The sequence below is a fragment of the Streptomyces sp. A0958 genome (assembly GCF_004795035.1).
In the GTDB taxonomy this organism is placed as follows: Bacteria; Actinomycetota; Actinomycetes; order Streptomycetales; family Streptomycetaceae; genus Streptomyces.
Genome location: NZ_SSBK01000006.1, coordinates 121,733 through 148,717, shown reverse-complemented (window position 1 = coordinate 148,717; position 26,985 = coordinate 121,733). Strand labels below are relative to the sequence as shown.

Below are 26,985 nucleotides of genomic sequence, written 5' to 3'. Positions count from 1 at the left end.
GGACAGCGATGCCCGCCACAACAACCGCCTCGTCCGGCTCCACCGGTACCGCCGGTGGCGGGTCGCGCAAGAAGAAGGGGCGACGAGCCCGCCTGATCGTGATCGTCCTGGTGCTGGCGCTCGTCGCGGGTATCGGTTACGGAACGTACTGGTCCGTAACCACCGTGCGCGCCTCGTACCCGCAGACCAACGGGTCCATCCACCTCGACGGCCTCGGCGGCAACGTCGAGGTCAAGCGCGACGGCTACGGCGTCCCGCAGATCTACGCGGACTCCGACGCCGACCTGTTCCGCGCCCAGGGCTTCGTCCAGGCGCAGGACCGCTTCTGGGAGATGGACGTCCGCCGCCACCTGACGGCCGGCCGGCTCTCCGAGATGTTCGGCTCCGGCCAGGTCGAGACGGACTCCTTCCTGCGCACGCTGGGCTGGCGCAAGATCGCACAGGAGGAGTACGACACCGTCCTGTCCGCGGAGACCAAGAAGAACCTCCAGGCGTACGCGGACGGCGTGAACTCCTACCTCGAGGGTCGCGACGGCAAGGACATCTCCGTCGAGTACGCCGCCCTCGGCTTCACCAACGACTACAAGCCGTCGAAGTGGACCCCGGTCGACTCGGTCGCCTGGCTGAAGGCGATGGCCTGGGACCTGCGCGGCAACATGCAGGACGAGATCGACCGCTCGCTGATGACGAGCCGGCTCGACAGCAAGCAGATCAAGGACCTGTACCCGGACTACCCGTACGACAAGCACGAGCCGATCGTCACCGAGGGCGCCATCTCCTCGCTCACCGGGAAGTTCGACCCCGAGGCCACGGACTCCGACGGCAGCGGCGCGTCCACCGTGGAGGGCGCCACCCAGGGCCTGACCACACAGCTCGGCGCGCTCTCCGACACCCTGGACGAGATCCCCGCGCTGCTCGGCCCCAACGGCACCGGCATCGGCTCGAACTCCTGGGTGGTCTCCGGCAAGTACACGACCACCAACAAGCCGCTGCTCGCCAACGACCCGCACCTCGCGCCGATGCTGCCGTCCCTCTGGTACCAGATGGGCCTTCACTGCCGCGCGGTATCCGAAACCTGCAAGTACGACACCGCCGGGTACACCTTCTCCGGCATGCCCGGTGTGATCATCGGCCACAACCAGGACATCGCCTGGGGCTTCACCAACCTGGGCGCCGACGTCACCGACCTCTTCCTGGAGAAGGTCTCCACCGACGGCTACCTGTACGACGGCAAGACGAAGCCGTTCACCACCCGCGAGGAGACCATCAAGGTCGCGGGCGGCAAGGACCGGCACATCACCGTCCGCGAGACCAACAACGGCCCGCTGGTCTCCGACCGCAGCAGCGAGCTGGAGAAGGTCGGCCAGAAGGCGCCCGTCACCAACTCCGCCCCGGACCGCGCGGACGGGTACGCGGTCGCCCTGAAGTGGACCGCGCTGGACCCCGGCCACTCCATGGACGCCGTCTTCGAGCTCAACCGCGCCAAGGACTTCACGACCTTCCGCGCGGCGGCCCAGCACTTCGAGGTTCCCTCGCAGAACCTCATCTACGCCGACACCAAGGGCCACATCGGCTACCAGGCCCCGGGGAAGATCCCGGTCCGCAAGAAGGGCGACGGCACCACGCCCAGCCCCGGCTGGTCCTCGGCGTACGGCTGGGAGAAGGACCCGATCCCGTTCGACGAGCTGCCCTACGAGTACGACCCGAAGCGCGGCTACATCGTCACCGCCAACCAGGCGGTCATCGACGAGGACAAGTACCCGTACCTGCTTACCAAGGACTGGGGCTACGGCACCCGCAGCCAGCGGATCAACGACCTCATCGAGTCGAAGATCAAGGGCGGCGGGAAGATCTCGACCGAAGACATGCAGAAGATGCAGATGGACAACACCAGCGAGATCGCCGCGCTGCTGGTGCCCGAGCTGCTGAAGATCAACGTCTCGGACAAGGACGTCCGCCAGGCGCAGAAGCTGCTGGAGGGCTGGGACTACACCCAGGAGGCCGACTCGGCCGCCGCCGCGTACTTCAACGGCGTCTGGCGCAACATCCTGAAGCTGGCCTTCGGCGACAAGCTGCCCAAGGAGATGCGCGTCGAGGGCGAGTGCCTGAACGTGCGTCCCGCCAACAGCTCGGGCCCGGTGGACGAGCAGGACCGCCTCGTACGCGAGTGCGGCCAGCGCTCCCCGGACTCGGCGCAGCCGGACGGCGGCGACCGCTGGTACCAGGTCGTCGCCAACCTCATGGACAAGCCGGACAGCGACTGGTGGAAGTCGCCCAAGAGCCGCAAGGACAAGGCGACCGAGACCCGTGACGAGCTGTTCGCCCGTGCCATGGAGGACGCGCGCTGGGAGCTGACGGCCAAGCTCGGCAAGGACATCACCACCTGGAACTGGGGCCGGCTGCACCAGCTGACCCTGAAGAACCAGACCCTCGGTACGGAAGGCCCCGGCTTCCTCCAGCGGGTCCTCAACCGGGGCCCGTGGAACCTCGGCGGCGGCGAGGCCGCGGTGGACGCCACCGGCTGGAACGCGGCCGGCGGCTACGAGGTGGTCTGGGTGCCGTCGATGCGGATGGTCGTCAACGTGGGGGACTGGGACAAGTCCCGCTGGATCAACCTCACCGGCGCCTCCGGGCACGCGTTCAGCGCGCACTACACCGACCAGACCGACAAGTGGGTCAACGGCGAACTGCTGCCCTGGGCCTACGGCACGAACGCCGTGGCCGGGGCGACGAAGGACACGCTGACCCTGAAGCCGTAGAAAGCCCGTACGAGGGGCCCCCGGCGTTTCAGCCCGCGCTGAAGCGCCGGGGGCCCTCCGGTGTCACCACCGCGTCCACGGGGTGGTCGTGCGGCTCCTCCGGGACCCGGGCGGCCACCTCGTTCGCGTACAGCAGGACGACCAGCGCGGGCGTGGCCCCGGCGGCCGTCAGGCGGGCCAGCACCCGGTCGTAGCTGCCGCCGCCACGCCCGAGGCGCATCCCGCGCGCGTCCACCGCGAGACCGGGCAGCAGCACCGCGTCCGCCTCCAGGACGGCGTCGGGGCCCAGCCGCTCACCGACGGGTTCGAGCAGCCCGCGCCCCGCCTTCGCCAGGGCGCCCGGGCCCTCGTACAGCGCCCAGTCCAGGTCGTTGTCGGCCAGGAGCACCGGCAGCAGCACCCGTACGCCCCGCGTGCGCAGCGCGTCCAGCAGCGCGCGGGTGCCCGGCTCGCGCCCCACCGAGACGTACGCGGCGACGGTACGGGCCTCGCGGAGCTCGGGGAGGCCGAGCGCGTGCCGGGCGAGAACCGTCGCGGCCCGCTCGACGTCCTGGTCCGTCAGGAGGCGGCGCGCGGCGAGCAGTTCACGCCGCAGCAGTGCCTTTGCGGACAACTCGGTGTTCAACGGGGCACCTACCGGCCTCTCGTACACGGCTATATGAGGACAAAGTTAACCGGAGGCTCATCTTCCGCCCATGTCCGCCGGTTAAGGTTCAGGCCATGACCCAGTCGCACCCCAGGATCAGCAAGGCCGTCATTCCGGCGGCGGGCCTCGGCACCCGCTTCCTGCCGGCCACCAAGGCCACTCCCAAGGAGATGCTGCCTGTCGTCGACAAGCCTGCCATCCAGTACGTCGTCGAGGAAGCGGTGGCCGCGGGACTGCACGACGTCCTGATGATCACCGGCCGCAACAAGCGTCCCCTGGAGGACCACTTCGACCGGAACTACGAACTGGAGGGCGCGCTGACCCGCAAGGGCGACGCCGACCGGCTGCGCAAGGTCCGGGAGTCCAGCGACCTCGCCACCATGCACTACGTGCGCCAGGGCGACCCCCGGGGCCTCGGCCACGCCGTGCTGTGCGCCGCGCCGCACGTGGGCGACCAGCCGTTCGCGGTGCTGCTCGGCGACGACCTGATCGACCCGCGCGACCCGCTGCTGTCCCGCATGACCGAGGTCCAGGAGCGCGAGGGCGGCAGCGTCATCGCCCTCATGGAGGTCCCGCCCGCGATGATCGGCCAGTACGGCTGCGCGGCCGTGGAGCCCACCGCCGAGGCGGACGTGGTGCGCGTCACCGGCCTGGTCGAGAAGCCGGAGCCCGCCGAGGCGCCCAGCAACCTCGCCGTCATCGGACGCTACGTCCTGGACCCCGCCGTCTTCGGAATACTGCGGAAGACCGAGCCGGGCCGGGGCAACGAGATCCAGCTCACCGACGCGCTCCAGCTGCTCGCCGAGGACGAGAAGGCAGGCGGCCCGGTGCACGGCGTCGTCTTCAAGGGCAGGCGCTACGACACCGGCGACCGCAGCGACTATCTGCGTGCCATTGTCAGACTCGCGTGCGAACGTGAAGACCTGGGGCCGGAGTTCCGCAGCTGGCTCCGCAGTTACGTCACCGAGGAGATGTAGCACCGTGAGCAGCACGATCTGGTCGGTGGACGAGCACCTGGAAGACATCCTCGCCGCGGTGAAGCCGCTCGAACCCATCGAGCTGCAACTGCCCGAGGCCCAGGGCTGCGTCCTGGTCGAGGACGTCGTGGTGGAGGTCGCCCTGCCGCCCTTCGACAACAGCTCGATGGACGGTTACGCGGTCCGCGTCGCCGACGTCGAGGGCGCCACCGAGGAGTTCCCCGCCGTCCTCACCGTCATCGGGGACGTCGCCGCCGGCGACGACGGCCTCGGCGCCGGCAGGCGCGTCGGCCCCGGCGAGGCCGCCCGCATCATGACCGGCGCCCCGCTCCCGGAGGGTGCCGAGGCCGTCGTCCCCGTCGAGTGGACCGACGGCGGTACGGGCGAGGGCCCCGCCGCCGCGATGCGCGCCCACAGCGACGCCCCGGAGGGCGCGGGCGGCGAGGTCCGCGTCCACCGCCCGGCCGAGGCCCGCGCCCACGTCCGGGCCCGGGGCAGCGACGTACGCCCCGGCGACCTGGCGCTCAGGGCGGGCACGGTGATCGGCCCCCCGCAGATCGGGCTGCTCGCCGCGATCGGCCGCTCCACCATCAAGGTGCGGCCCCGCCCGCGCGTCGTCGTCCTGTCCACCGGCAGCGAACTGGTGCAGCCGGGCGGCGAGCTGACCGGCGGCCAGATCTACGACTCCAACAGCTTCGCCCTCACCGCGGCCGCCCGGGAAGCCGGAGCGATCGCCTACCGCGTCGGTGCCGTCGCCGACGACGCCGAGACCCTGCGCGCCACGATCGAGGACCAGCTGATCCGCGCCGACCTCGTCGTCACCACGGGGGGCGTCAGCGTCGGCGCGTACGACGTGGTCAAGGAGGCCCTGTCCTCGGTGGGCGACGAGGACGAGCCGGGCGGCGGCGTCTACTTCCGCAAGCTCGCCATGCAGCCGGGCAAACCGCAGGGCTTCGGCTCCATCGGCCCCGACCACACACCGCTGCTCGCCCTGCCCGGCAACCCGGTCTCCAGCTACGTCTCCTTCGAGCTGTTCGTCCGGCCCGCGATCCGCACCCTGATGGGCCTGCCCGAGGTCAACCGCCCCACTGCCAGGGCCACGCTCGCCACCGACAAGGCCCTGACCTCACCGGCCGGCCGCCGTCAGTTCCTGCGCGGGACGTACGACGCCGAGGCCGGCACCGTCACGCCCGTCGGCGGTTCCGGATCGCATCTGATCGCCGCTCTCGCCCAGGCGGACGCGCTGATCGTGCTGCCCGAGGACGTGACCTCCGCCGAGCCCGGCACCGACACCGAGGTGGTCCTGCTCCGCTGACCACAGGCCGGTGGCGGTACGGTATCTGCCGCTGTGCCTTCGGGGGACACCCCCCGGACCCCGTCCCGCACCCCGGTGCAGCGCCGGGGAATCGGCGCCCTACCGCTAGGCGGAGTGAGTTGAGTACGCAGAACAGGCTGACGCACATCGACGAGGCGGGGGCCGCCCGCATGGTCGACGTCTCCGGGAAGGACGTCACCGCGCGCGTCGCCCGCGCCAGCGGCCGGGTCCTCGTGTCGCCGCGTGTCGTCGAACTGCTCCGGGGCGAGGGGGTCCCGAAGGGCGACGCCCTCGCCACCGCCCGGATCGCCGGGATCATGGGCGCCAAGCGGACCCCGGACCTGATCCCCCTCTGCCACCCGCTGGCCGTCTCCGGCGTCGGCGTCGAGCTGAGCGTGGCCGACGACGCCGTGGAGATCACCGCCACGGTGAGGACCACCGACCGCACGGGCGTGGAGATGGAGGCCCTGACCGCGGTGTCGGTCGCCGCGCTCACCGTCGTCGACATGGTCAAGGCCGTCGACAAGTCCGCGGTCATCACCGACGTCCGGGTCGAGGCGAAGTCGGGCGGCAAGTCCGGCGACTACGTCCGCACCGCGCCGTCCGGGGCCGGCGCGTGAGCGCCGCCGAGCCCCCGTACCGCGCCCTCGTGGTGACCGCCTCGAATCGCGCGTCCGCCGGGGTCTACGCCGACAAGGGCGGGCCGCTGATCGCCGAGGCGCTGACCGGGCTCGGCTTCACCGTCGACGGCCCCGAGGTCGTGCCCGACGGCGACCCGGTCGAGCAGGCGCTGCGCGCCGGGGTGGCCGCCGCGTACGACGTCGTCGTCACCACCGGCGGTACGGGCGTCTCACCCACCGACCGCACCCCCGAGGCCACCCGCCGCGTCCTGGACCACGAGGTCCCCGGCATCCCGGAGGCGATCCGGGCCGAGGGCCGCGACAAGGTCCCCACCGCCGCGCTCTCGCGCGGTCTGGCGGGCGTCGCCGGGCGCACCCTGATCGTCAATCTGCCCGGCTCGACCGGCGGGGTGCGCGACGGGCTCGCCGTCCTGGACCGGCTGCTGGTGCACGCCGTCGACCAGCTGCGCGGTGGCGACCACCCCCGACCCGGGAGCCCGAGCTGAACGTCGCGACCTGGCCGGTGATCCTGGCGGACGGCGATGTCGCCCTCCGGCCCATCAAGCTGCGCGACCAGCGCGAGTGGCGGGAGGTCAACCGGCGCAACCGGGACTGGCTGCGCCCCTGGGAGGCGACCGTCCCGCCGCCCGCCCCCGGCGGCCCGGTCGCCCAGCGGCCCACGTACCGCCAGATGATCCGCCACCTGCGCGCCGAGGCCAACGCGGGCCGGATGCTGCCGTTCGCCATCGAGTACCGGGGCCGGCTGGTGGGTCAGCTGACCGTCGCCGGGGTCACCTGGGGCTCGATGTGCTCGGGTCACATCGGCTACTGGGTGGACCAGGAGGTGGCCGGACGCGGAGTGATGCCCACCGCTGTCGCCCTCGCCGTCGACCACTGTTTCCGCGTGGTCGGACTCCACCGCATCGAGGTGTGCATTCGCCCGGAGAACGGGCCGAGCCGGCGCGTCGTGGAGAAACTCGGATTCCGCGAGGAAGGGCTGCGCCCCCGATATCTGCACATCGACGGGGCCTGGCGGGACCACCTGATCTACGCGCTCACGGCGGAGGAGGTGCCGGACGGGCTGCTGCGCAGATGGCACCGGGCCCGGCCGGACCGGCCGGAGCGCCCTGCGAAATAAAATGTATGTTCGAATTAGATCGGGACTGTCCGTGTGGAAGGCGAAGCCTGACCGCTGACGAACGCACAAAGACCCACTGTTGCTCTGAACAATCACAAAAAAAGTCCGCGATATCAGCCGGAACGTGCGACACACCGCGCCAATTGGCGGATGCCTCCGCGCAAACCCCTCTACGGTGTGAGATGTGAGCAGCAGCGGCCTCATCTACGCAGTCATCGTCGGGGCCTGGGCCGCCTACTTGGTGCCGATGTGGCTCCGCAGGCAGGACGAACTCAACGAAGCGCGTCCCACGGAACGCTTCAGCACCGCCATCCGGCTGTTGTCCGGCCGGGCGGCGATGGAGCGCCGGTATGCCAAGGGGCTGCAGGAGCGCACCGACGACGAGGCGGCGCCCGACGCCGACCCGGACGTGAGCACGGACCGAATGGACTCCGTCGACGTCCGGGCCTTCTCCGCGCCTCCGGCGCACACCGAGGTCCGGATACACGACCCGGCCGGTACGCCGGAGCGCGCCCCGCGCAAACGGCGCGAGCGGGACGCCGAGCCCGCCGCCCCCGGCCCCGCCCGGCGGCGCGTGCGCCCCGGCGGGATCGACGCGGAGCGCGCCCGGCGCGCGCAGCGCCTCCAGGTCCTCGCGCGCCGTCGGCGCACCACCGTCGTCCTCTTCCTCGCCTTCACGGTCGGCGCGATCGTCGCGGCGGTCGGCGGCCTCCGCTTCCTGTGGGCCCCCGCCGTCCCCGCCGTCCTGCTCAGCGCCTACATCGCGCACCTGCGGACGCACGAGCGGCGCAGGTTCGCCTTCACCATGGACCAGCGCCGCGCCGAGGTGGCCGCCCAGCGGCTGCGCGAGAACCGCCCCCGCCGCCACCAGCCCGCCGCGCCGGCCCCCGCCGACGCCGACGAGGAGTCCGAGGCGCGCCACCCCGTCCCCGAGCCCACCCCCACGGTCTCCCCCCAGGAGGCCGGCCGCCGCGCCCTGGTCGAGCAGACGGACCACGCGGAGTGGGTCGACCAGCAGCGCGAGCGCGGCCGGGTCCAGGGCGACAGCTGGGAGCCCGTCCCGGTCCCCCTGCCCACCTACGTCACCGCCCCGGTCGCCCCGCGCGCCACGGGCGGCGTCGAGGTCGGCAACCCGGAGACCTGGAGCGCGGCCCGCTCCAGCACCGCCGAGCCGACCACCCCGGACACCGCGACACCCCCGGCCGACCCGGCCCCGCGCCGGCGCTCGGCCCAGTCCCGCCGCTCCCGCGACCGGGGCCGCACCCCGCTCTTCGACCAGTACGAGGACGGCGACCGCCCCCGCGCCGCCAACGAGTGACCCGCCCGCCGGGCCGCCGCGACCCCGCCACGGCTGACCAGCGCGGAACGGATTTCCGAGCACCCCGGTGAGGGTGCTAGAGTTTCACTCGTTGCAAGGGCCTGTGGCGCAGTCTGGTAGCGCACCTCGTTCGCATCGAGGGGGTCTGGGGTTCAAATCCCCACAGGTCCACCGCACGGGCCGTTCACGAGTTAGCTCGTGAAGGGTTCACGAGATCCCGTTCAGTTGATTCAACTGGGCGGGATCTCGTCGTTTCAGGCTTGGTACGACGCGGATGCCGCCCGGGGAAGCCCGGTTCGGTGCCGTGGGCACGGTGAGCGGAGCTGGCTGTGGTGGTGCGGGCATGGCGAAGCGGCCGCAGGGCTCGGGTGGCCCTGCGGCGCGCTGGAGGCTGTGTGGTTGTGCCTGTTTCGCAGACGCCGCTTTTACGGTTCGGGCGGCGGGGCGGAGTCGTGTTCCTCTGTCTCGTCGACGGGGTCCTCGTACGGGTCCGGGGTCTCGGGGATGTGGCCGAGGGTGTAGTTCTCTTCCTTCCACAGGCGCTGGTCGCGCAGGAAGGACTCGATGGTCCTCACGTTCTCGACCATGAGCTGGATGGCGCTGAGCAGTGTCTGGGCGACACGGCCCCGGCTCTGGCGTTTTTCGCGGGAGTGCAGAAAGGTGTCGACGTTCTTGGCGCGGCCGTTGAGTCCTTCGACGTGGCTGCGCAGGCTGCGGTAGGCGCGCTGCCAGGCCTCTCGGCCCCAGGGCAGGTCCTGGCGGAGCTTGGGCATGCTGTCGACCGGCACGGTGATCGTGGACTGCTGGCAGATGGCCGGACGCTGATGGGCGGGTCGTTCCGGTGGGCGCACGGTCGGTTTCGCATCCGGGTGGGCGTGCCTGGCGCGGTGGTTGGTCAGATCGATCGTGTGGGGCCGGCCTGGGGATGGGCGCCGTGCTGTGTGGCCTCGGCGCCGGTGCGTGCCGGAGGCGTCGCGTTCCTGGGCCCAGGGGCAGGTGACGCGTGGGCTGGTGCCGGCGGCGGGGCACTGGCGGCGTTCCAGGCCGCGGTGGTCGGCGGATTGCTTGAGCGGGAGGACGTAGGGGTCTGCCTCCTGCATTTCGGGCAGCAGTTCTTCGCGTGTCCTGCTCTGCTTGGCGGCGGCCATGCGGTGGTAGGCGTCGATGATCCGCTGGGGAGTGTGGGGGCAGAGCAGGTCACCCGCGATGGCGAGGGTGCCTTCGACGGCGCTCTTGTCCTTGCGGACCATGGTGGTCTTGTAGTCGAGAACGGGTTTGTAGCCGACGGCACGTACGGGGTTGTGGAAGTTCTCGACCTTGGCGCCGGAGTAGGCGAGGTCCCCGGCCAGGTACCCCTGGACGGGCCACAGCCGCTTGACGATCTGGAGCAGGCGTACGGCCTGGGGGCCGATCTGCTTGCCGGGTGTGTGCATGGACATGCCCATGCACAGCTGGGGGTAGCGGCCGGCGCGGGACGGTTCGGCATGTCCGGCCACCAGCAGCGTGGCGCTGTAGCCGAAGGTTTTGTGGCCGCCGCCGGAGACGTGCACGCCCGCGCTCACTTCGAGCGAGGCGCGGCGTTTTGTGCTGTGGCGGGCCCAGGTGGGGATGGCGGTGGCGTCCACCGACAGGTCGCCGGCCCAGTCGTCCATCAGGCCGCGGGCAACGGCCGTGCGGACGGGCGTGAGCACCAGCTTGTTGGCGATCCGCGACAGCACCGGCGTCGAGTCGTGATGCGCGCGTTGCAGCCAGGCGCGCCGGTAGGTGACGGCCTGGTCGCGTGGCATACGGGTCCGGCGGTCATGCCGGGCCGGGTCAAGCACCGTCGTGATGCGCGACCAGGCATCGTAGAAGCGCTTGGCCGACGCACGCGTCGCCTCGACGTCCGTGCGGTCGACTTCCGGCAGTCCGAAGTACCTGAGCCAGGGTTTGCGCAGGCGGAACTGAACGCACTCCCAGGCGTCGTCCACGTTGGTGCTGCGCAGCTCTCGTGCCGCCAGCACCATGCCGACCAGTACGGTCTCCGACCGGAGGCCGCGAGGGCCGGGGCGGCGGGCCTCAAGTACTGCGAGTTCGTCCAGGGCCCCGCTGGCCCGGACGAGATCGACGACCTGCCGCACGAGGCGGTCGTTCAGCTGGGAGGGGTGCGGTGAGGGGGCGGGCCGGTGCTGCCCGTTGCGCCGCTTCATGCCCAGCCGCGCAGCATGCGCACGGCGGCGTCCCGCGAGATCGCCGGCACCCAGGCCATGTAGGGGGCGAGTGCGGCGGTCGTCTTCATGCCTGCAGCCCGGGCCACCAGGTCGGCCGGCACATGGTCGCGCAGGAGGGACACGATCCAGGTGGCTCGCAGGCGCCGGGTGTCCAGCGCAGGGATCTTCGGGTCGCCGGGCTTGGTGCGCTTTACCCAGTTGCTGATGGCGTTCTTCGGGTAGGTGGCCTGCCGGTCGGGTGCGTACAAGTAGTTGTCCCCGGCGGTCCGGGCAAGGGCGGCGAGCGTCTCCTCCCACAGGGAACGACACACGATGAGCCGGTCGGTGCGCGGGACGTGGACGACGACGGCGTCGCTGGGCAGTACGTGGATGTCGGTGCCGCGCACGGCGAGGATCTCCTTGGCCGGCAGACCGCACCCAGCTCCGAGTGCCAGCAGCGCCTTGGCGTTGCCCCGGCCGGTGGGGACCGGCGGAAGGTTGTCGGACCAGGCGTCCAGACGTGTCAGGTCGCTGGTGCCGTAGGGCTCGGCGCGGGATCGGTCACCACTCAGGTGAGGGCGAGGTGCTTCACCGCGCTCGACCCAGATGAGGGTCTCCCGCACGCGGGCCAGGATCGAGGCGTAGGTCTGTGTGCTGTTGGGGGCGATGCTGTCGTTCAGGAGCAGCGAGCGGGTGATGGTGGCTTGTTCCAGCCAGACAGCCGGATCACGCGTCAGCCCCGCGCGCTCGGCCGTGATGGCGAGAGTCGCCATCACGCCCAGCACGGTGGTGAGCCGGTAGGGAACGTGGTCGGCCACGGTGGCGACGACCATCCGCACCCCGTCGGCCACCGCCTCCCACTCGGGAGGGGCGTCCTTGGGGCGGTACCGCAGGATTGCCTGACTCATCTCGGTCTCCAGCGCGATGCACCACGAATATCGGCTGAACAAATAGCCGCTTTACTCGACATAGTGCACATCAACCTGGAGGAGTGCATCTCGATGCCCGGTGGCACCCAGCGCAGTACGACGCCGAGGGACCTGGCCGCGGACCCGGACGCTTGGCCCCACGCGACCGTGCTCGGCCACCCGCAGGCGCGGGTGGTTCAGGCGCTCGCACGCGCCCTCGGGGCGAGGCTGGAGGAGCAGGGGCTGAGCCTGCGGCAGGCTGCAGCCCTCACAGGGGTCAATCGGCAGGCGATCGTCAACCTGCTCGGCGGAATCAGCTGGCCGGACGTCGTCACCGTGAGCTTGCTGGAAGACGGGCTCGGCGTCGCGCTGTGGCCGGGGGCTGCGAGCCCCGCCTCGACGGAGTGCTGATGAATTCGCTGGAATAACCGACACGAAGACCTACTTTCCATGCCATTAGCGTGTAAATGGCATGCAGAATGAGGCCACGCAATCCCAGTGGACAGGCTGTCCACTACACTGGAACACACGTGAACCATGATCAGGGGCACGTATCGGTGCCGCCGGACGGCAATCCGGCGGCACCACCCCTCTCACACAACTGATCAGAGGCGCGTATTTAAGGTCAGGCGGCCTCCGCTTTCCCAGCTGGCGGAACATCCCGTGCCACGGCGTAGGTGGCGGTGGCGACCTTCTCCACGCGCCCCTTCCCGACCAGCCGGTTGAGCGCCGTGCGCACGTCCTCGCTGGGGCGCTTGGAGTTCCCGAGCTTCTCGGTGCGCCCCTTGGCCCGCAGGAGTTCGATGGTCTCGAGCACCTCATCGACGTGCATGGCGCGTTCGGAGGTGGCGAGGATCGTCAAGATAAAGTCCTGCAGACTGTTGGATCCGTCATCCCGGAGCTCTTCCAGTGGGGCCGGGGCGTCGCTCGGCTGTGGTACGGAAAGCTCTGCTCCCCCGATCCGCGACGCGGGGAACTCCGTGTCGGGGCTCTGCGGCGCTGCGTGTCCAGGCTGCGCAGCGGCTCCGAGCCCGGGAAGACGGGCCTCGACGAACTCGTACATCGTCTCGGCCTGCTCCAGGCCGTGCTCCTTGTCTGCGAGCCGGTCTTGGAGCTCGGAGACTCGGCGGAGGGCTTGCGTAAGCTCGTCGCGTAGCGCGGCGCAGTCGGCGCGCCGCTCGTCCCGGTCCTGGCGTATCAGAGCCAGTGCATCGACGAGCAGGTCCGGGCGCTTTTCCGCCCCGTGCGCCATGTGACCTCCCGTGTCTGGCGTTGCCTACAGGCACACCCTACGGGGTTCACCAGGCAGAACGGAATATGATCTTCAATTCTGTAGGCTCTGCGGCTTGCAGCCCAGGCTGGCCTCGACCGTGCCTGGGCTCCGTGCAGGCGTCGCGATGGAGCGATTCTCCGGCACCAAGCCCACGGCTGGCGTCAGGGAACGAGTGACAATGGTCGGTGGGTACCCAGTTCCGTATGCTCGACCTCACTTTCATCGTGGGTGGTCGGTACGACGACGCCGAAGAGCATCTTGTTCATTTCCTCGGCGTTCAGGCCCAGTTCGGCTGCGATGGTGGCGGGGCGGACGCCGGTGGCCCACAGTGCTTGGAGGACCTTGGTGAGGATCTGGGACGTCTCCCGCTTCTTCATTCCATGTGGCTCGTCTGTGCGGTAGCCCCGTTTGCTCAGTTCGGTGCAGGCTGACCGGTATTGCCAGTCGGTGAGGAGCCCTAGGTCGTGCATTCGGTAAGTCAGGGCCATCGCCGAGACTTTCCAGATGCTCCTGGCCTTGATGATCTGGTCGACGTGGGCACCGCGAGGCATATGGCCGAGGACGCTGGAGGCGGGCATGAGGAAGGCACTTGCGAAGTCGTTGGCCTGGCGTTCGGCCTCCGGGCCCGAGCATTCCCGGTCGCTGCCGTGCATGACGAGGTGTCCGAGTTCGTGTGCGGCGTCGAAGCGGCCCCGCTCTGCGGTTTTCATGGTGCTGAGGAAGACGAAGGGGGTGCCGTCCCGCCACACGGCGAAGGCGTCCACCTCGGCGTGGTCGGGGGCGAGAGAGAAGACGCGGACACCGTGTGCCTCCAGCAGGTGCACCATGTTGGGGGCTGGGATGACTCCGAGGCCCCAGCGGGTGCGGACCATGCTCGCCACCGTCTCCGGGTCCGGCTTGGTGAACGACGGGACGTCGGTCGCGGGGAGCCGGAAGCGGTGGTCGATCCAGTCGTAGAGCATGGCCCCGAGGGTTCCGGCCGCACGTGCGGCGTCCAGCGTGCGTGCCGATGTCTTGCTGCGAGCTCTCCAGGAGATGCCGTCGGTCGGCAGTTCGTCCAGATCCGGGCCTTCGAAGAAGATTTCCGGGAAGGCGAGGGCTTCTGCGATGCGGCCCATCGTGGTCCGTCGGGGTGTTGTGCGGCCTGTTTCGTAGTTGGACAGGCTCTGCAAGGAGATCTTGGCGCCTTCGGAAAGGTCGGCGAGTGTCATGCCCCGGCGCTTGCGGGCGAGCGTGATGCGGGACGGGGTCACCATGGTGAGACTGCCTTGGGATCGGTGGTACGGGGCGGGGCAGCGTACGGTCCACCGCCCCGGCCAGGAGCGTCAGCGGAAGTCGACGGGGATGTCGATCTCTTCTTGCCCATCTTCGTCTGGAGGCTCGATTCCGTCCATTTCGAGAACGGGCAGGGGGATGCGCCGCTTCCACCCCACGACGAACTCGTTCTCAACCTGAGCCGGCAGCGACAGCTCACTGTGGATTTGTACGGCGTCGCCTGCCTGGACACGGTATGAGACGAGAAACCAGACCTGCAGCGCCTCGGCCTCGTCGTCACTGAGAACCGCCTCGTCCGGTCCTGGGGGAGGCAGGAACAGCTCCAGCTGGGCACTGTTCTGCTCGGCAGCCCGAGCCGTCGCGGCGCCCCGCTTACGGAGGTTCGTGGGTGAGTGACGGTGATTGCCGGTCGCGGCGTCGCCGATCATGACACCGATCGCAATCGACTTCTCCGGGTTGTAGACGAGCTCCAGATGATCGTGGAGGAGGCGCTGCCATCCCTCGCTGCGGATGTGCTCCTCCCGCAGGACTCTCACGTGCTCCTGGTAGGCGCGAGTGCCCGCGGTGTTCGCCGGGTGGTTGGGGGTGGCCGTCCGCCGCGCCGCCTCGCCGGCGTACAGGGCCGGATGCAGGTACTCCAGCTTCGTCCCCAGGGTGGCCAACTGTTCTGCTGTTCCTGCTGGTTCACGTGTGGGGGCGACGAAGGGCAGGGGCATGGAACCTCCGGCGATGGGCGGCAAATTAATCGTACCGCAAGCGCGGGCGGTAAATTATAAGAAACGCGCGGGGATCTGCGCGTGGCCGGAGTGGTGCCGGGATCTGCGTGTCCGGTGCGTCTCGGGAGTGGTCGCCGACGCTCGCCGCGGCGCTGTGGCGAGACCTGGATTCGGCCATCTTGGTGGCCGTGGCCCGCCTCCCCGGCGTCGGATGGTGCGCGGCCTCATGGCCTGAACCGCATCGAACTATTGATCGTAAATGCGCTTCATCAGTCACATGTCGAATTGATTCACCATGGAATGGCTTATTCCGGGCGGTGTGCGAAGCTCGTGATGGCTTTGGTTGCCCCTATCCGTTTTCGTCAGGCCTTCACATCTCGCGGCTCTGCGTGCCCAGTTGATCGCACACTGTTGTCCGGTCGTCGAGTGGCGGCATACGGACGAGGGGGAGCGATGGCTGTGGAACTGGATGCGATGGCAGTGGCGGCGCCGGCGGCGGCCGCCCTGGTCGCGGAGGTGGCCAGGGGTGGCTGGGCGGCGCTGCGCGAAGCCCTGGCCCGGTTTCTGAGGCGGGACGGGGAGCCGACCGTGGAGCGGCAACTGGTGCTGCTCGACGCGGCGGAGCGGACCCTCGCCGAGGCAGCAGAGGAAGACCGCGACGAAGCGCGCGGCCGGCTGGAGCAACGGCTCGTCCTCCAACTCGCCGCTTACCTGGACCGCTATCCCGACATGGGGGAGGAGCTGGAGGCGCTCCTGCCGGTATGCCAGGACGGTCCGCCGCCGTCGGGCACCCCGGCACTCGCCGCGTACAACAACATCAACAGCCAGGTCCTGCAGGCGGGCGGTGATCTGGACGCGGGTAGTGGAGGCATCAACTACGGGGTCCCGCCGAGGAACCCGAAGGCTTGAGTGCCGTGACCTCCTCCACAGTGCCGCCCGGCGACCGTGTGTCCGGCGGCAGCGGGATTCACGCCAGCAACCTCACCTACTCTACCCTGCTGCAGGCAGGACGGGACATCAATCTGCAGCAGCAGGAGCCCCTGTCCACCGAGCCCGTGACCAAGACGGAAACCGATGCGGTACGCCACGCTTGGGTCGCCGAAGACTCTGAAGGCAAGGAGATCGCGACCGCTCCCACCGTGTTGGCGATGCTCGGTCAGGACGAGCGGGTGGTCGTGATCACCGGCTCCTCCGGGACGGGCAAGACCGCGGCGGGGCTGCGCGCCCTGTCCGAGTTGCGGCCCACACTGCCCGGTACCGGCGGGCAGAGGCTTCGCCTGCGCCTTGAGCACGTTTTGCCGGACTGGGACTTTGTCGAGAGGGACAAGTTCCTGCTTCCCGCCGAGCCCGGCCGCGGATACCTGCTCGACGTCTCGGGCGAAAGCGCACGCTGGGAGAAGCCGGGTGCGACGGCCAGGAAGTTCCTCGGACACGCTGAGACCCTGCGCGGGAAGGGCTCCTATCTTGTCGTGATCGCGGGCGAGCACGGCTGGCCCGAGAACGATCCGGACCTGGGGCGCAATGTCGTCCGGGCCGTCACCGCACCCCCGGGCGACCGCATCGTGCGTCGCCATATCGAGGAGCTCCACCCGCAGGTCGCGCGTCGCGGCTGGCTGCAGGAGAACGTTCCGGAAGCCGACGAGCGAGGCGACGCCGAAGCCGGTGACGACCGCGGCCGCAGGTCACCGCTCGCCGACCTCCTGCACGCCGACATGCAGCCGGGCGACGCCGCGACACTCGCCGCCGAACTCGGCCGCATCAGCGACTCCGGTGGCACCATCACGGACGCCCGCGACCTCGTGCTTCGCTGGCGTGAACGGGCCAGCACCGTCTTCCGGGCAACTCTGGAAAGCGCGGACGACCGAGCGTTGCTGCTGGCCGCCGTGATGTTGGAAGGACTCGGCCCGGCCGAGGTTCTGCACGGGGCACGCCTGCTGCTCGAGGATCAGAATACGCGTGGCATCCGGGACATTCTCACCGGCCGTGACCTCGCCACACGTCTGGCTGCGGTTCAGGCGAAAAGCGATGGGCGGCGCGTCACCTTCAGCCACCTGCCGGGCTATCCGTCCGCCGTACTGCGGCACTTCTGGCGCCAGCTCAGCGACGTCCAGCCCAAACTGATCTCGTGGGTGAAGCAGCTCACCGGGCCCAAGGGTCTCGGCGTCGGGCGTATCCGGGAGATCGCGGATCTGCTCGCACAGCTCGCTGTGGACGAAGGTGACCTACGCCCGCTGGACGTCGCTCAGGCATGGGCGGCCTCCGGCGACGCGGGACAGGACGGCGCAGCCCGACTCCTCGCACGCGTTGCCAGAGACCCCGCTCTGGGCCAGGAAGCCCGCACAAAACTGCGTTCCTGGGCCGGCCAGGAGCCCCGGGCCAACGCCACCATCTCCGCGGTGGTGTGCCAAGGGTCCTTCGCCAAGGAGTACCCGCGCCAGGCACTCACCTGCCTGCGCTGGGTACTCGGCCGACCCGAACACGACAGTGCCGTATTCACAGCTGAAGAGGCCCTTCGCGCTATGGGCGCGGACACCCGTCTGCTTCCGCGCGTATGGGACACGGTCAACAGGTGGTTCACCGAGTACGAGCAACCGGAAGACCGGCACCATCTCGCCGCACGTCGCGCCTTCCTGGCCCTGCTCCATCCCGCCACCGACCATCCCGCGGCGACCCTGCTCCTGGGCAATGCCCTGGATCACGCGGACACAGCCGACGAGCTGGTGCGAGGCTGGTCCGCCGCCTTGTCCGTACCGGCTCTGGAATCACAGTGCGAGAAGGTCCTCACCGCGTGGGCCAAAGCGGTGGCCGAGGGCGCGCTCGACGCCGACGCAGTGGTTGAGGTACTCAACCAGGTCATCCGCGAGAACTGGATGACGGGCCCGCTGTCCACCTTCATCGCCGGACGCGCCGGTACCGAGTACACCTCACAATCGGTCGTCGACCTGCGAGGGCGCCTCATTCTGCGCTGGAACGACACCCGGCAGCCGCCCCGGAAGCCGCTTGACAACCAGACCGTGCAATCGCAGCCCGCGACGCGACTCGAAGATCACCTCGACGCACGCGTCGAGACAGAGGACGAGGCGTGAGACACACCTCCAAACGGGCCCGCCGCAAGCAACTCCGAAGGAGAATAAGCGCCTTCACCGCAGTGCTGCGTAGTAGCCGCCCCGGCATCCACTACGCAGCCACCATCCATGCCACCCTGGCCCCGGAACCAACCGGCCCCTACGACCCGGACGAGATCGCCGACCGCGTCCGCACGATCCTACGCATTACGGCGGCGGCGGCAGTACGCGATCAGGATCCGATCGACCTCCCGACCGCACAGGACATCTGCGCACAGCAGCTACGAAGGCCCCAGGAGCTTGATCTTCCTGGCCAGGTCACCCGGGTCACAGCCTCCGTCCACCTCGACCTCGCGGACGAGGACCGTGCCGCGGTCAAGGAACTGCTCACCGCCGTACGCGCGCAAGGAACCACGGACGCCCTCACCAGTCAGCGCGCACAGGCCCTCGCCAAGGAACTCGCCCATCCAGCGGCCCTCCTGGCCCGTTGGTTGCAGCAGCCTGATGCGCACATCACCCAACCACCCGACGAAGCGGATCTGGAAACGCTCGCACGACGACTGCGCGGCTATCCGAAGGACCGCGACGAGCCTGTTGAGCTGCAACTCCTCGACATCCTGCGGGATTTCCTCGCCGAATTCCCCAAGGAAGAGCAGAAGCGGTTACTGGTGATGCTCCTCGCCAACGGCATGCGCGCTGCCCGGAAACCCGTCCATGCAGACCAGGTGGAAGCTCTGATGAACCTGCGCATCATAAACGGCGAGCACTCCGTCTCCGAGGGGGCGCCGTGAGTGCCGTGCATACGACATTGTGGCGTCTTCTGCTGTCACCACGCACCAGCTGGGCTGCGATACACCTCATGCGCCGAGCCCGGACACACGCTTCACCAACGCGGCACTTCTCCTTTGACGCCGCCTGGCGGCAGTCCCGGGTGCGGCATCACCCAGGAGACTCCCACTACCTCCTGCACGGCCATGGCGACGGGACCTGAGTGAGTCAGGGCCAGTGGAATCCGGGCATCCTCGGGGCTGGATACGACGCCCCAAGCACGGCCTACCTTTTGACCGGCCTGCCCATCGAGGCGGTCGGCCGGATGCGCACGGACCGCTTCACGCGACGACCGTCACTCAAATTCTAGAAATGCGCTGCGGCCTATTGGTCCGAGACGCTTTTGGTTCAGGCTCATTGACGGTGTGTCAGTGGTCGAGTGGGTGATGCGCGGTCCTGGTACCCGGACGAGCAGGAGGCTGTGTGGTTGCTGGCGGTATACGCACCGTTGGAAGGGCGGGACCTGGCTGAGGTCGCGGCTCTGTCCAACGTGGGTGAATCGGTCCTTGATCAGGACGGGGCCGGAGGCGGGGTTTTCGGGGTGGTGTATGGCCTCCAGTCGATTGATGCCGGAAGTGGTAAAGGGGCGTGCGGACGTCCTTCCACTCGATGGCATGTGCTCGAACACGTCAGAGTATTCTGAAGAAGGGGGTACGCAGGAAGTAGGCCATGTCGGCCCACACGAAGAGGCAGATACTCATGATTCCTGCTGGTGAGGGTGTGATGATGTTCCAATCGCCCGCGACTGCCGTGGCTACGCAGTTGTCACCTTCATGGGCATAGACCTTTAGCCTGCGCACGGTGAATGTGATTCCCAAGCCGTCAAACGAAACGATTCTGGCGGATCGACGAAAAGATGAATGGGTGCGGATGCTGAACTCTGTACCGTTCAACTCACCCTCAGCCCCGGACTCCAGACGCTTTCGACCCACGTAGAGGGGTACGCCCAGGTCCCTGACCTTTACCTCGGCTACCCCTGTCAGGGTAACGACCCAATCCTCCCAGGCGTCAGCCAGGGCGGCTGGGGTGCGAGTGCTGGACGGGCCGCGAAGCAGTGTTACCTCGCCAAGTGGCGTCTCCACTCTCGAGTAAACCGCTTCGGTTTTCGCGGGTGAGCTCCACAGCGCCCCAGAGATGTCGTATTTGAAGTCCTTGTATCTCACAATTCCTCGCGAAGTTCGGGTGACGCATCGGGGGCCCTGGTGGATACAGGGACCCCGATGCGCCGAATCTTAGTGGTCTTGCCGCGGGTCTCCTGCAGGAATCGCGTGCGGGTCAATTCCGCCACTCCATGCTGGGCCCGACACGAAGTTCATGAGCCAGGAACCCGCCTTCTTGGCGCCCTGTGCCGTAGCGCGACCCGCAGTTCTCGCCCCGCTCCATGCAGCCTTGCTCCCCTTCACTGCAGGGCTGGTTCCGTATTGCATACGGAACCAGCCCTGGAAGGCCCCCTCCGGCCGCCCAACTATCTTCCGCAACCTGCTCCCAGCCCGGCGCAGCCGCTGCGGTTAGGGTGACGTCGCCCTCTCAGGCGAGCCCTTCGGGCCCATCGGGGGCCGGTGCGTAATAGGCGTGGCAGCGGGGGCCGTACAGGCTGAACCGGGTGATGCGGTACGCCCCGGTGGTTAGTGTGTCCTCGGTCCAGCCGGTGACGTCGAGCAGCTACCCGTTCATGCTGCGAGACGGCCTACCATATAAGCCTTAAAGGAATTTTATGGAATCCTTGAGGATTCGGTGCATTTTGCCAAAGATGGTAGCCGATTTACGCCAATCGGCTTCCTCGCGTAGGCTGATCTTAGTGACGCCGGCTTCCCCGGTCGGGCTATGGGCAGGCGCCAAGTGGCCTGTCGATATCAGCATGCCAATTCTTCCCACAGAAATCCCCAATATGCGGGCTGCCTCGTGCTGAGAGATCCAATCTTCCATTGCAACTGTCGGAACCCTCAACAATCCCTTTGGGTACCCATTGTCGGTGACCATATGCCCTTTCCTTCAGCGGTTCCCTTGAAGCTTGCATTGTTTGTGATTGATTTAAATGCGGGAGGGTGCGGAAAAGTGTCACTTTTCCGCACCCTCCGAGATTTCGACTAAAAAACGAATTCCCTTATGGCGCGAAGGGAAACCCTTGCCGCCTCTCGTGGGAGTTGCATCCTTGCTGTGCCTGCCAAGGGGGTTCCTGCTTTCGGCCCAAAGGCGAAGCACCCCCCTGGGCCCCTGCCGCAGAGGGCGCCCGCAGCAACCCCCTTAACCTCTGAGATCGCTGTCCTTTTGATGAATTTTGCTCCGCCGTCAGCCCGCTCTTCAGGCGTGGACACTGCCATGTGTGCGCCCAGGCCAGCTACGAACACTGCCCCCACGCCGACGACGAACATACCTCCACCACAAACCACACTTGCGATGCATGCTGCCGTTCCCACGGCTGCGACGGCCGTGATCGCAATGTCTACGATTTTATGGTTTCTCCATCCTGAGCTTCCAAGGCTATTGTCCCAAGCGGCATGGAAGTTTCCCTTCTTTATGTTTCCCCAAATTCCGTCCTTCTTTCGGCGTTCTGCCTCGACCCGTGCCCGAGCCGCCGCCTCTGCCTTTGCCCTGGCGTCGGCCGCCGCTTTGGCGTTGTAGTGGAAGACTTTGTAGCTGCTTGGGTTTGCCCGGTACGCCTGGTAGCGGGGGTCGAACCAGGACTTGGGGGTGAAGTGCCAGACCCACTTGCCGCTCTTGTACGTGTAGCCCGAGTTGCCACCGCGGTCCTGGGACCACCGGTCGTCGTTGTACGTGGCGCCGCCGGCGGGGCCGTCGGGGCGGAGGCCGTCGGGGTCGGACTTGGTGAGCGGGTTGTTGTGGGCGTAGCTGTAGGCGTTCATCTGCGCGGGTTCCGCCGTGTCGATGATGGGGTCGACGCTGAGGAAGCGGCCGAGGGTGGGGTCGTACTCGCGGGCGCCTAGGTGTACGAGGCCGGTCGAGTCATTGGTTCCGCCTACGAAGCCGTGGTTGCCGAATGCCGTTGACTGCTGGGACCTGAGCTGCCCGAAGGGGAGTTGTTTCCTCCGGGTGATTGCGAGGGTTCCGGCGGCGATCGCGGTCATCGCGGTGCCTTGGTGGTCGCCGATCAGGTAGGAGATGGTGCTGCCGGTGCGTACGGCGACGGTTTCGCCGTTGTGCGTGTAGTAGCGGGTGGCGGTCTTGGTGCCGTTCGCGGCGACGTTGAGCTGGTCGCCGTTGGGGAGCGTCAGGATGCTGGAACCGTCGGCGTTCCTGGTGATGAGGCGGTTGCCGTCCGCGTCGTAGAGGTAGCTGCTGGTTTTGCCGGCCTCGGTGAGGGTGGCGAGGTGGCCTTCCGCGTCCCAGGTCAGGTTCTGGGTGGTGGTGCCGATGGTGCGCTTGGTGGTGTTGCCGGTCTTGTCGTACGCGAAGGTGCTGGTGCGACCGTCGTCCGGCCCGCCGCTGACCGTGGCCTGCTGTACACCGTGCGGCAGACCCGTGCCGGGCGCGGGCTGGGTGTAGGTGGTGGTCGCGTCCGTGTCCGCGGTCGTGGTGGCGTGCTCGGTCTGCTTCGTACGGTTGCCCAGGGCGTCGTAGGCGAAGCTTTGCCAGTAGGCGTCCGGGCCGCCGACCGTGGCCTTCGAGGGAGCGGTGGCGCAGTCGGTCTTCGCGGTCCACGCCTCGGTGAGGCGACCCAGGGCGTCGTTGGTGAAGCACTGGGTGTCGGTGGACTTTTGCGCGTCCTGGCCGCTGGCCGTGGTCACTCCGGTGACGTTACCGGAGGGGTCGTAGGAGTACGAGGTGTCGTCCACTCGCTGCGGGGCGAGGTCCCGGTCGGTGAGCTGCTGGGTCAGGCGCCCGGTGTGCTCGTCGTAGACCTGGGTCTTGTAAACCTTCTTGCCCAGAGTGGCCCCGAACTCAAGCCGCTGGACCCGGGAGTACACGTCGTAGGAGGTGTTGGACACCAGGGCGCCGAGTGCGGCGCTGGTGCGGAAGGGGAGGTCGTCGCTGTTGTAGTTGGTGGTGACCCGTTCTGCGGGGATGTTGCCGATGGCGGGGTTCAGGGTCCAGAGCGTGGCGCCGGTCTCGGAGCTGTAGCCGTGGGTCCAGGTGTACGTGCCGGCGAGCCCGGTGGCCGCGGAGGGGATCGTGGTCGTGGTGGAGGTGGGCTGGTAGCGGTCGTTGAACGCGTCGGTTGCCGTGGTATAGGCGGCGCCGTCCACGTAACGGGTGCTGCTGGTGAGCTGGCCCTTGGCCAGCGTGTCGTACGTCCACTTGGCCAGGACGGTGTCGCCCTGCTGGACGGCGGTCTTGCGGCCGAGCTTGTCGTACTGCGTGGCCAGCGTGATGCCACGGGCGTTGGTGACCGAGGTGAGGCGGCCCTCGTCGTCGTAGGTATTGCGCGCCACGCCCTGGTCGGGGTCGTCGATCACCGTCTTCTGGCCGCGGCTGTCGAAGGTGTACTTCCAGACGTTGCCGTCGGGGTCGGTGACCGACGACGGCTCGTCGTACTTGCCGTAGGCGTACGTCGTCTTCTGCGACATGGTGCGGGCGGTGTCGGTGTACTCCAGCAGCGCGATTGTGCGGCCGCGGGCATCGGTCACCGTGGTCGACGCGGTGCCGCCCTTCGGTGGGATCACCGTGGTGCGGTCACCCTCGTAGGCCTTCTTGGTGCGCCACTGCTCGTCGCCGTACTTGAGCGACAGGGCATTGGTGACGCGTCCGGTGCCGTCGAAGAGGTTCTGCGTGGCGGCAGGAACCTTGTTCACCGTCGTGGACGCAAGCGTGGCCGAAGGCGCCCCGGCCGCGCGGTAGGCGGCGAAGGACTGCCAGGCCCAGCCACGGGTGTCGTACATCGTCTCGGTCATGATCCGGTCCTGCGTACCGGTGGCTGGCGCCTGAGTCTGGCGCTCGCGCAGGAGACCGTCGTAGAGCTGATAGGTGGTGCGGTACTCGCCGTTCTGCTTGAGCGACTTGGTGGCAACGGAGTTCGCCGCGGTACGGGAGATCGTGTAGGCGTACTCGACGGACGGTTTGTCCTCGTGGCCGGCCTTGGCCCATCCCGGCTGCCACACCTTCAGCAGCCGGCCGAGGCCGTCGTAGGTGGCGTCGGTCTGCTTGCCGTTCGGATCGACCTCCGCAGTGGCGACCCCGCGGGCGGGATCATAGGACGTGGTTGTCTCGTGCTTCGCCGCGTTGGTCACCTTCACCGAGGTGGGTGCCTCGGTCGTGGCAGGCGTGTACGCGGTGCTCGTGTTGTTCCCGAGGGCGTCGGTCGCGGTCAGTTCGCGGCCGTGCCGGTCGTAGGTGTGGGTGGCGGTGGTGAGGTAGCCGGTGCCCTTGGCGTCCTGTTCGTCCAGCCGGGTCACGTCACCCTTGACGGGAGCGGTCGAGAGGCTGGTCGCACCGTCGTAGTAGTTCCGCTGGACCGAGATCAGGTCCGCAGGCAGGTCGGGCTGAGTCCCGCACGCCTTGGCGACGGTCTTCGCCTCGGAGACGAGACCGAGAATGTTTTTGGCCGTGTTGGGAGCGTAGGTAGTGGTGGTGCACTGCTCGTCACCGGTCTTCGAGGTGTCACCGAGCTCCGACTCGGTCAGGATCTGGCCTATGCCGTCGAAGGTTCTCTCGATCCGGGTGGTGCGCCAGTCGTCGCCGACGGCGGTGCGCGATTCCTGGTTGCCGCTGGCGGTGGCGTACGCCTTGCGCGCAGGCAGGTCCTCAGAGCGGGTCTCGGTGGCCGTCGCCGCAGACAGCCACGGTTCGTAGCTGGTCGTGGTCTCCAACTTGCCGCCGTCGCCGTTGTAGACCGCTTCTTCGCGGGTCATGCCGGCGAAGGCTTCCTTGTCGGTGACCGCAGTGCCTTTGTGGTCCTTGACAGTCGCTCCGTCTATGCCCCTGAAGTAGCGGTACTCCTTGAGGGTCTGCTTGTCGGGTGCGGCACCGGTGCGGACCTGGACGCGGCCGTATCCCTTGCGGTCGCTGTAGGTCAGGTGCTTGGCCTTGGTGAACTCGTCGTCTTTGGACTTGGCCCAGGCCATGCCGTCCAGGTAGCTGTAGTCGGTCTCCTTGGCGGGCGCGCCACCGGTGTTGTCGGATTCGAGGATCTGAGTGACGACGTAGGCGTGGAACCAGTCGAGGTAGGGCTCGTAGTTCGCGGCGGGGGCGTCCGGCGGTGACCACTTCACGGGGTAGCAGCGCCGCTTGTTGTCCTCGGGGGCCGGTACGTCTCCGGCCTTGCAGTCCTCCGGTGAGTAGGTGATGCCGAGGGTGCTTCCCGATTCGGTCTCGATGCCGTAGACGCGGTAGCGCCACATCGCCGGCACGGGGTCGGGGTCTCCGCCGGTGGTTGCTCCCTCGACGCGGTTACGCAGGGTCTGGCCCTTGAAGGTCACCGCGGGCAGCTTGACGTCGCCGGTGCCGGTGTGGCCGGTGCGGGTGATGGAGGCCAGCCACAGGGCCGGGTCGCTGCCGTCACCGGTGGCCGGGAACTGATGGGTCAGGGCCCAGGTGTCGACCGGCTTGTACGCACCGCCGGTCAGTACCGAAGTGTCGATCTTGGTGATGCGGTTGCGGCTCCAGAAGGACGGGGAGTACCGGTCCTTGCACTCGGTGCCCGAGGCACAATAGCGATCGAACGGGACGTCGGGCCAGTTCTTCGCGTGGGCCTTGTCGAAAGTGCAGTCGCTCAGGCAGCGGGGGGAGAAGGTGAAGTCGACCTTGGCCGCCGGCTTCGCGTAGAAGTTGTCCGAGCGCAGGCCGTACTCGATGCGCTTGAGGGAGCCGCCGCGGTCGTAGACGGTGGCGGTGGAGTCACCGGTGGACGGGTTGACGTTGCGGCCGTAGTAGTTGGACTCCTTGTCCCAGTAGTACGTCATGGCGTCGCCGTGCCGGTCGACGACCGCGTCGAGATTCCAGCGCCATGCCTGCTGGCACCAGGAGTCCTTGAACGCGGTAGCGTGGCAGGGCTCACCGGACTGGTTCCCGTAGACGGGCACGGTCCAGGTGGAGTTGGTCTCGTCCTTGCCGGTGGCCCAGCCGTTGGGGCGGTTGTAGCCGAAGTAGTAGCGGGTGCCGTCGGGGGTGGTGACGCGCCAGTACTCCCCGTCGTTGTCACCGTTCTTGAGTGCGGTGTTGGTGAGCTTGACGATCTTGGTGCCGTCGTCGCTCTCCAGGTGCCACTCACCGGAGTCCGTGTCCTTGATCAAGGTGTTGGACTGGCCGCCGAGGTTGATGACGGCGTTGTCCTTCTTCCAGCACAGGTCGCCGACCTTGGCGGTGGTGTTGCTGTTCTTCGTGTCGTCCGTGCAGGAGATGTACTGGCGCTCGATGTAGCCCGGCTCCATCGACCATCCGTCGCCGATGTTGTTGGCCTGGTTGTTCGTCGTGGCGGTACGCCCGTCCACCGACTGCGAGGAGTAGGCGAGCTTCAGATCCGGTGCCGTCTCACCAGGAACGTCAGGGACGGCAAGCGGGTAGTTCCAGGAGAACGCGCCATTCGATCCGCCAGCCGACCATGACGCGGAGGGGGCGAGCGAAGTCGCCTTGAAGCTGCCCGAGGGTCCTGACTCTGCCGCGGTCGCGGCCAGGAGCACGGTTCCCTGGGCCACAGCCAGCTTCGCGCTGGATGCCGCCACAGGTACTGAGAGTTGGTCGCGGGCCTGCGTGGCGGGAGTCGCGGACGGAAGCTCCAACCGGGCGGTCAGAGAACCGGCCTTGGTGTCATTCTCCGTGGGCAGCGTGCGGCCTACGGCGCATCCCATCTTGCCGGGGGAGGTGGCGGCACATGCCGGCAGTTCGCGAAGAGTGAGGCGTGAGGCCCAGTCACCGCCGTAGGCGTTGCGGAAGCTGGAGTAATCGACCTTTACGTCCACCACGCCCTCGGCGCCCTTTGTGGGCCGCAGCGCGAGCACGATTCCGTCGACACCCAGATCCTGCGTGGCCGCGCGGTCAAGCACCTGGACCTGGACATTGTCCGG

19 protein-coding genes and 1 tRNA gene are annotated in these 26,985 nt (G+C 68.2%); 12 read left to right on the top strand and 8 right to left on the bottom strand.

Annotated features, from left to right (window positions below; translation table 11 throughout):
• Positions 1–8: 8 nt before the first annotated feature.
• Positions 9–2,759, top strand: coding sequence for a penicillin acylase family protein (locus tag E6P78_RS08965; RefSeq protein WP_136202989.1), 2,751 nt, complete (start codon positions 9–11; stop codon positions 2,757–2,759).
• A 28-nt stretch (positions 2,760–2,787) separates the two neighbouring features.
• Here E6P78_RS08965 and E6P78_RS08960 read toward each other — a convergent pair whose 3' ends face one another.
• Entirely contained in the window at positions 2,788–3,384 is a 597-nt protein-coding gene (locus E6P78_RS08960; RefSeq protein ID WP_136202988.1) for a 5-formyltetrahydrofolate cyclo-ligase, read from the bottom strand.
• Positions 3,385–3,479: 95 nt separating this feature from the next.
• Between E6P78_RS08960 and galU the strand changes: the two genes are divergently transcribed.
• The 7 genes from galU to E6P78_RS08925 all read left to right on the top strand — a co-directional run bounded on the left by galU (position 3,480) and on the right by E6P78_RS08925 (position 8,944).
• On the top strand, positions 3,480–4,382 hold the full coding sequence (galU, locus tag E6P78_RS08955) for a UTP--glucose-1-phosphate uridylyltransferase GalU (protein ID WP_136202987.1): 903 nt from the start codon (positions 3,480–3,482) through the stop codon (positions 4,380–4,382).
• A gap of 4 nt (positions 4,383–4,386) precedes the next feature.
• Positions 4,387–5,697, top strand: a complete 1,311-nt coding sequence (glp, locus tag E6P78_RS08950) for a gephyrin-like molybdotransferase Glp (protein ID WP_136202986.1) — start codon at positions 4,387–4,389, stop codon at positions 5,695–5,697.
• Positions 5,698–5,816: 119 nt separating this feature from the next.
• Positions 5,817–6,317, top strand: a complete 501-nt coding sequence (gene moaC / locus E6P78_RS08945; protein WP_136202985.1) for a cyclic pyranopterin monophosphate synthase MoaC — start codon at positions 5,817–5,819, stop codon at positions 6,315–6,317.
• Positions 6,314–6,823, top strand: a complete 510-nt coding sequence (locus E6P78_RS08940) for a MogA/MoaB family molybdenum cofactor biosynthesis protein (protein ID WP_136202984.1) — start codon at positions 6,314–6,316, stop codon at positions 6,821–6,823. Before moaC ends, E6P78_RS08940 begins: the two co-directional genes overlap by 4 nt.
• A 17-nt stretch (positions 6,824–6,840) precedes the next feature.
• The gene (locus tag E6P78_RS08935) at positions 6,841–7,455 is read left to right on the top strand and encodes a GNAT family protein (protein WP_136202983.1); all 615 of its coding nucleotides are present in this window, start codon (positions 6,841–6,843) and stop codon (positions 7,453–7,455) included.
• A 184-nt stretch (positions 7,456–7,639) separates the two neighbouring features.
• Complete coding sequence (glpR, locus tag E6P78_RS08930; protein WP_136202982.1) at positions 7,640–8,773, top strand: gephyrin-like molybdotransferase receptor GlpR; 1,134 nt, start codon at positions 7,640–7,642, stop codon at positions 8,771–8,773.
• A 97-nt stretch (positions 8,774–8,870) separates the two neighbouring features.
• Positions 8,871–8,944: transfer RNA gene (locus E6P78_RS08925), tRNA-Ala, on the top strand.
• A gap of 254 nt (positions 8,945–9,198) precedes the next feature.
• Here the strand turns inward: E6P78_RS08925 and E6P78_RS08920 are convergent.
• Both E6P78_RS08920 and E6P78_RS08915 read right to left on the bottom strand, forming a co-directional pair.
• Positions 9,199–10,962, bottom strand: coding sequence for a hypothetical protein (locus E6P78_RS08920; RefSeq protein ID WP_136202981.1), 1,764 nt, complete (start codon positions 10,960–10,962; stop codon positions 9,199–9,201).
• Positions 10,959–11,870, bottom strand: coding sequence for a hypothetical protein (locus E6P78_RS08915; protein ID WP_136202980.1), 912 nt, complete (start codon positions 11,868–11,870; stop codon positions 10,959–10,961). Before E6P78_RS08915 ends, E6P78_RS08920 begins: the two co-directional genes overlap by 4 nt.
• Before the next feature lie 63 nt (positions 11,871–11,933).
• Here E6P78_RS08915 and E6P78_RS08910 point away from each other — a divergent pair, with 63 nt between their 5' ends.
• The gene (locus E6P78_RS08910; protein WP_240799119.1) at positions 11,934–12,281 is read left to right on the top strand and encodes a helix-turn-helix domain-containing protein; all 348 of its coding nucleotides are present in this window, start codon (positions 11,934–11,936) and stop codon (positions 12,279–12,281) included.
• Positions 12,282–12,495: 214 nt separating this feature from the next.
• Here the strand turns inward: E6P78_RS08910 and E6P78_RS08905 are convergent, their stop codons facing one another.
• From E6P78_RS08905 to E6P78_RS08895, 3 genes are all read right to left on the bottom strand, one after another.
• Complete coding sequence (locus E6P78_RS08905; protein ID WP_136202979.1) at positions 12,496–13,122, bottom strand: hypothetical protein; 627 nt, start codon at positions 13,120–13,122, stop codon at positions 12,496–12,498.
• Between the two features lie 182 nt (positions 13,123–13,304).
• On the bottom strand, positions 13,305–14,399 hold the full coding sequence (locus E6P78_RS08900; RefSeq protein WP_136202978.1) for an ImmA/IrrE family metallo-endopeptidase: 1,095 nt from the start codon (positions 14,397–14,399) through the stop codon (positions 13,305–13,307).
• 69 nt (positions 14,400–14,468) lie between these two features.
• Complete coding sequence (locus tag E6P78_RS08895; protein WP_240799117.1) at positions 14,469–15,134, bottom strand: hypothetical protein; 666 nt, start codon at positions 15,132–15,134, stop codon at positions 14,469–14,471.
• A 453-nt stretch (positions 15,135–15,587) separates the two neighbouring features.
• Between E6P78_RS08895 and E6P78_RS08890 the strand changes: the two genes are divergently transcribed.
• The 3 genes from E6P78_RS08890 to E6P78_RS08880 are packed head-to-tail and all read left to right on the top strand — an operon-like array spanning position 15,588 to position 18,990.
• Positions 15,588–16,043 (top strand): hypothetical protein, encoded by a 456-nt coding sequence (locus E6P78_RS08890; protein WP_136202977.1) that lies wholly within the window; start codon positions 15,588–15,590, stop codon positions 16,041–16,043.
• Positions 16,044–16,048: 5 nt separating this feature from the next.
• Positions 16,049–18,220 (top strand): hypothetical protein, encoded by a 2,172-nt coding sequence (locus tag E6P78_RS08885; protein WP_136202976.1) that lies wholly within the window; start codon positions 16,049–16,051, stop codon positions 18,218–18,220.
• Complete coding sequence (locus E6P78_RS08880) at positions 18,217–18,990, top strand: hypothetical protein (RefSeq protein WP_136202975.1); 774 nt, start codon at positions 18,217–18,219, stop codon at positions 18,988–18,990. Before E6P78_RS08885 ends, E6P78_RS08880 begins: the two co-directional genes overlap by 4 nt.
• Positions 18,991–19,656: 666 nt before the next feature.
• On the opposite strand, the gene E6P78_RS08870 is transcribed toward E6P78_RS08880, so the two are convergent.
• Both E6P78_RS08870 and E6P78_RS08860 read right to left on the bottom strand, forming a co-directional pair.
• Positions 19,657–20,190: a hypothetical protein gene (locus E6P78_RS08870; protein ID WP_136202974.1), complete on the bottom strand. Its 534-nt coding sequence runs from the start codon at positions 20,188–20,190 to the stop codon at positions 19,657–19,659.
• Between the two features lie 924 nt (positions 20,191–21,114).
• Positions 21,115–26,964: an RHS repeat-associated core domain-containing protein gene (locus tag E6P78_RS08860; RefSeq protein ID WP_240799116.1), complete on the bottom strand. Its 5,850-nt coding sequence runs from the start codon at positions 26,962–26,964 to the stop codon at positions 21,115–21,117.
• Positions 26,965–26,985: the final 21 nt, after the last annotated feature.